4 protein-coding genes and 1 pseudogene are annotated in these 6,004 nt (G+C 57.1%); 1 reads left to right on the top strand and 4 read right to left on the bottom strand.

What is annotated here, in order from left to right:
• The 3 genes from AC2FNC_RS19755 to AC2FNC_RS19745 all read right to left on the bottom strand — a co-directional run.
• A partial coding sequence (locus tag AC2FNC_RS19755) for a glutamate synthase central domain-containing protein (protein ID WP_496716411.1) occupies positions 1-2,840 on the bottom strand: 2,840 nt, incomplete at its 3' end.
• Entirely contained in the window at positions 2,837-3,274 is a 438-nt protein-coding gene (locus AC2FNC_RS19750) for a GFA family protein (protein WP_480474595.1), read from the bottom strand. The genes AC2FNC_RS19750 and AC2FNC_RS19755, both read right to left, overlap by 4 nt.
• A gap of 24 nt (positions 3,275-3,298) precedes the next feature.
• Complete coding sequence (locus tag AC2FNC_RS19745; RefSeq protein WP_496716409.1) at positions 3,299-4,732, bottom strand: NAD(P)-dependent oxidoreductase; 1,434 nt, start codon at positions 4,730-4,732, stop codon at positions 3,299-3,301.
• A 231-nt stretch (positions 4,733-4,963) separates the two neighbouring features.
• On the opposite strand from AC2FNC_RS19745, the gene AC2FNC_RS19740 reads away from it, so the two are divergent.
• The gene (locus tag AC2FNC_RS19740; protein WP_496716407.1) at positions 4,964-5,767 is read left to right on the top strand and encodes an undecaprenyl-diphosphate phosphatase; all 804 of its coding nucleotides are present in this window, start codon (positions 4,964-4,966) and stop codon (positions 5,765-5,767) included.
• On the opposite strand, the pseudogene AC2FNC_RS19735 reads toward AC2FNC_RS19740, so the two are convergent.
• Positions 5,768-6,004, bottom strand: a pseudogene (locus AC2FNC_RS19735) (complex I NDUFA9 subunit family protein); the annotation flags it as partial.

Raw genomic sequence — 6,004 nt, 5'->3', positions numbered from 1 at the left:
GTCACGCCAAACCGGCCCGAAGCCACCTGTTTGATCTTGGCCGAAGGGTTGTCGCCATTGGGTTCAGGCACGAAATGTGCCGGATCTTCGCCACCTTCGCCACTGTCGGATTTCGCACCGATCCGGTTCATCGCCACGTTCAGTGTTTTATGCGCTTCGGGCGACAATGCACCCAGCGACATACCTGGCGTGACAAAGCGTTTGCGGATCGAGGTGATCGATTCCACCTCTTCGATCGGCACCGGCTTGCCCAACGGTTTGAAATCCATCAGATCGCGCAAATGAATTGGCGGGTTCGACTGCATCTTGGCCGAATACTGCTTCCACAGCTCATACGAAGCCTTGTTGCAGGCCATCTGCATCATGTGCATCGAGGTCGCTTCCCACGCGTGGGTCTCACCTGACTTACGCGCCTTGTAGAAACCACCGATGGGCAGTACATCCAGACCGCTGTTCCAACCCTTGGCATGGATTTCTTCGGCCTTGGCCTGAATACCTTTGATACCGATACCGGAAATCCGGCTCGTCATACCGGGGAAATACTCGGCCACCATGGCACGGCTGAGTCCAACGGCCTCAAAGTTCAGACCACCGCGATAGGACGAAATGACCGAGATGCCCATCTTGGCCATGATCTTCAACAGACCCTGATCGATCGCCTCGCGATAGCGCGCGACGTTTTCTGTCAGGGTTCCGTCCAGCAAACCGCGGTCGATGCGGTCGGCCAAAGAATCTTCGGCCAGGTAGGCGTTCACCACAGTCGCGCCACATCCGATCAGAACGGCAAAGTAATGCGGATCCACACATTCGGCCGAACGAACGTTCAACGAACAGAAGGTCCGCAAACCCTGACGCGTCAAATGGGAATGCACAGCGCTGGTCGCGAGAATCATTGGTATCGCAATCCGATCCTCGCCCGACCGCATATCAGACAGGACAATATGCCCGGCACCAGATCGCACCGCCTCTTCGGATTCGGCTCTGATACGGGCCAAAGCTGCGCTCAATGCGCCTTGACCAGCCTCGAAGCTACAGTCGATTTCCGCTAGCGGCGCATCAAAGTTCTCAACCAGTTTGTCCCATTGCGCGTTGCCGACAAAGGGGCTTTCCAGAACCACGATCTCGGTCTGGCTGCTGTCTTCGTCCAGCACGTTCTTGAGGTTGGCAAACCGGGTTTTCAGAGACATCACGCGGTATTCACGCAGGCTGTCGATCGGCGGGTTGGTCACCTGGCTGAAGTTCTGACGGAAAAAATGGCTCAGCGGGCGGTATTGTTTTGACAAAACGGCCGAGGGCGTATCATCCCCCATGGATGCCAAGGCTTCCTTGCCATCCTCCGCCATCGGAGCAAGGATTTGTTCCAACTCTTCTACCGAGTATCCCGCAGCAATCTGGCGCTTGCGCAACTCGCCACCCGCAAAGATCGGAGCTTCGGTCACACCCGCAAGCGTTTCGTCCAGGTCGTTTATCTTGCCAACCCATTCGCCGAATGGAAGCGCGCTGGCCAGTTTGTTCTTGATTTGGGTGTCGCGGTACAGCTTGCCTTTTTTCATGTCGACCGCCAGCATCTGACCCGGCCCCAATGCGCCTTTTTCGGTCACGGTGGCTTCGTTGATCGGCACCATTCCGGCCTCCGACCCTGCGATGACAAGGCCATCACCGGTCACGACGTACCGCATGGGGCGCAGCCCGTTCCGGTCCAGACCAGCGCAAACCCAGCGTCCATCGGTCATCGCCAGCGCGGCCGGACCATCCCATGGCTCCATCACCGAGTTGCAGTAGGAATACATGTCGCACCACGCTTGCGGCAGCTCGACCGCCTGCTTGGACCAGCTTTCCGGAACCAGCATGGTTTTCGCCATCGGGGCCGACCGCCCCGCACGCACCAACACCTCGAAAACCGAGTCTAATGCGGCGGAATCTGACGAACCACCAGCGATGATCGGCTTGATGTCTTCGGCATAGTCACCAAAAGTTCCGCTAGCCATCCGGATTTCATGGCTTTTCATCCAGTTGACGTTGCCCTTGAGGGTGTTGATCTCGCCGTTATGGGCCAGCATGCGGAATGGTTGTGCCAGCCACCATTGCGGGAAGGTGTTCGTGGAATACCGCTGGTGGTAAATCGCAAACGCCGATTCAAAGCGGTCATCCATCAGATCGGGATAGAATACAGCGACCTGTTCAGCCAGCATCATGCCCTTGTAGATGATCGACCGGCAGGACAGCGACGCAAGATAAAGGCCCGAAATGCCCGACGCCAAGGCCGCTTTTTCGATGCGGCGACGGATGACATAGAGTTCGCGCTCAAAAGTTTCTTCGTCCACACCCTTGGAGTTCGAGATCAGGATCTGCTCAATCTCGGGGCGGGTCGCGTTGGCCTTTTCCCCCAGGCAAGTCACATCGACAGGCACGTGTCGCCAGCCATAGATGTAATACCCCATACGCAGAACTTCGCTTTCGACGATGGTCCGGCACCGCTCCTGTGCGCCAAAATCGGTGCGGGGCAGGAAGACCTGACCAACTGCAATCAGTTCATTCAGCTTGGGTTCGTGGCCTGTGCGGCGGATCTGATCATAGAAGAAGGGAACTGGAATCTGCACATGGATGCCCGCGCCGTCGCCGGTCTTGCCATCCGCGTCCACGGCTCCGCGATGCCAGATCGCTTTCAGGGCATCAATCCCGGCATCCACCACCTTGCGAGACCGTTTGCCATCAACGGACACAACAAGGCCCACACCGCACGAAGAATGCTCTTCTGCCTCGGAGTAGAGACCATTTTCGGCCATCCACTTGCGTTTTGCTTCTTCTGCCCGCACCCAATCGGCATCATATTTGGTCATTGGCTGTCTCCTTCGTCAGAGAGGGAATACATGGCTTCGACCTCGGCTTTGGTCATTTGCCGACGTTCGCCTGCGAACGCGTATCCCTCGGGCTTTTTGTCGATATAAAGTTCAAGTTTCAGCGGGTTGCCTGTTGCATTTTCAAACAGGCCAGCCGCCATTTGTGTCTGTCCGTGCATCTCACCCGGTAGCGTGATCCGGTACCAGAGCGAGGATCCGCATTCGTCGCAAAAGGCACGTTCTGCCCAGTCGGACGAGGTAAATGTCTTGACCGGGCCTAGCGCGGCATAGCCTTCTTTCGCCTGAAACGTCACCAGCATCGAACTGGTCCACCGACGGCATTGGTCACAGTGACACGCCCCCAGCGCATCCCGCGCCGGTGTAGCAGTTACAGTGACCGCACCACACATGCATTGGCCTTGAAGTTCCGACATTTCGAACCCTCCTGAAAGCTGGGGTTATTCCGCTGCGACGGCAGTCTTGGCATTAAACCGGTCGATGATCGCGTCGGCGCAGTCGCGCCCGTCACGGATCGCCCATACAACCAGCGAAGCACCGCGCACGATGTCGCCAATTGCGTACACACCTTCCATTTCGGTTTCCCCGGTCTGGAATGCTGCCCGGACCGTTCCCCATCGGGTGACGGGCAAGTCGGGCTGCCCGAACAGCGTTGGCAGGTCTTCGGGCTCAAAACCCAGCGCCTTGATCACCAGATCGGCGTCCTCGACATAATCCGCGCCTTCGATCACTTCGGGGGCCTGGCGACCAGATGCATCGGGTTGCCCCAGGCGCATTTTCTGCACCATCACGCCGGAAACCTTGTCGTCGCCCGTGAACCCCTTGGGTGCACTGAGCCATTCGAATACCACGCCTTCTTCCTCGGCATTCTGTGTCTCGCGCTGCGAACCCGGCATGTTTGCCCGGTCACGACGGTACAGGCATTTGACTGACGTCGCGCCCTGGCGGATCGACGTGCGCACACAATCCATCGCAGTGTCGCCACCACCGATCACGACAACCTTCTTGCCCTCGGCATTCAGCCGTCCGTTGTCGAAATCCTCAACAACGTCACCAAAGCTTTTACGGTTTGATGCGGTCAGGAAATCGATTGCCTTCTCGATCCCGGCAAGACCACTGCCCGGCATGGACAGATCCCGCGACTTGTAAACGCCCGTCGCGATGATGACCGCGTCATGCTTGGCGTGAATTTCCGCGAATTTGGCAGCGTCCACGTCGCAGTTCAAAACGAACTCAACACCGCCGTCAGCCAACAGGTCGTTGCGCCGCTGGACGACTTCTTTTTCAAGCTTGAAGCCCGGAATGCCATACATCAGCAACCCACCCGCACGGTCGTAGCGGTCATAGACCGTGACCTGAATACCGGCCCGACGCAGCATGTCTGCCGCGGCAAGACCGCCCGGCCCGCCACCGATGATGCCGACGCTTTCACGGCGCTCTGCCGCAGGGACCACTGGCTTGACCCAGCCTTTTTCCCACGCCGTGTCGGTAATGTACTTTTCGATCGTTCCGATGGTGACCGTTCCATGACCGGATTGTTCGATCACGCAATTTCCTTCGCACAAACGGTCCTGCGGGCAGATGCGGCCGCAAATCTCGGGGAAGGTGTTTGTCGCCTGGCTGGTTTCGTAAGCTTCTTCCAACCGTCCGGTTGCAGTCAGCCGCAACCAGTCGGGAATGTTGTTATACAGCGGGCAGTGCGATTGGCAGTAAGGCACACCGCATTGACTGCAACGGCTGGCCTGTTCTGCTGCTTTCTCGGCAGCGAATTCTGCATAGATCTCGTTAAAGTCTTCTCTGCGGTCATTGGCGGCACGCTTTTCCGGCATGACGCGGTCGATCTGCACAAATTTCAGCATCGGTTGCTTGGCCACGGGTCAGACTCCATGAATTGGCTTGGTTCGGTTTCTTTATGCGATGCGCAAACGGATGAAAAGTCATATACACTGACCTATTATGAGAATTTTTCGCCCTTCCACTTGAAATCGGCAAATTATGGAGGGAATTTTAGGTACGATCCGGACCCATATGAAGACTTTCCTTTTCTCCACTGCCCTTATAGCCATACACCACAAGAAAATCGTGGCGACAGCACGGCAGGGCAGATGAGTCTTTTCCACCTGATTCTCGTGGCAATCATTCAGGGAATAACTGAGTTTTTGCCCATTTCGTCTTCGGGTCACCTGATCCTGCTGCCGAATTTGTCAGGCCTTCAGGATCAGGGTCAAGCCATAGACATCGCGGTGCACGTCGGAACCCTCGGAGCGGTCGTTCTGTATTTCTGGACGGATGTGAAGCAGGCCCTTGCCGGGTTGCCGCGCGCCTTGACCGGCCGGACAGATACGCCGCAGGCCCGTTTGGCTCTGGGCCTCATCATTGCAACAATTCCAACCGTGATTGCAGGTCTGATCCTGCATCTGACCGGGTTAAGCGAGGCCATGCGTTCGATCGCTGTAATCGGATGGACAATGCTGGGCTTTGGCCTGCTGCTTTATTGGATTGACCAGAAAAGCCCCCAGACGAAAGGGGCGGCCGATTGGGGTGTGCGCGAAGCTTTCATCATGGGGCTGTGGCAGGTTCTTGCGCTGATCCCCGGAACATCGCGATCCGGGATCACCATTACAGGAGCACGTCAACTGGGCTATACCCGAGCAGACGGCGCACGGATTGCCATGCTTATGTCAATCCCAACCATTCTGGCCTCAGGCACACTGCTGGCACTGGATGTGATACGCGACGCTGATGCGCAACTGGCACGGGACGGGGCCATTGCCGCGGCATTTGCTTTTGTCTCGGCACTTCTGGCGCTTAGCCTTATGATGCGACTGCTGCGCAGTGTCAGCTTCACGCCCTATGTGATCTACCGCGTCATACTGGGCGCGGCATTGTTGTTCATGGCCTACAGCTGATCAGATACGCAGGTTCTTCGCCGAGTTCTGAATGTCGTCATACTGCCCCGATGGGCGGAATTTCCAAAGATATTCCGGCAGCACCGATTCCAGAGTGGTCGGCGCAATGCCAAGATCCGCAAAGGACTTGGCCGCGTCAGATACCACGTTGTCATGACGCAGATTCCTGACCTGGTCGCGGGTCAGAATGTTGTTCGGGAACAGCTGGAAGCTGACGAATTTCGCAATATCCAGCAC

The sequence above is a fragment of the Ruegeria sp. BHSA123 genome, assembly GCF_059613425.1.
The sequence above is the reverse complement of the archived record's forward strand: the minus strand, read 5'-3'. Positions and strand labels throughout refer to the sequence as shown.

Coding starts and splice junctions, on each gene's coding strand:
- AC2FNC_RS19750 (WP_480474595.1), bottom strand. CDS start 3,274: ATGTCGGAACTTCAAGGCCAATGCATGTGTGGTGCGGTCACTGTAACT.
- AC2FNC_RS19740 (WP_496716407.1), top strand. CDS start 4,964: ATGAGTCTTTTCCACCTGATTCTCGTGGCAATCATTCAGGGAATAACT.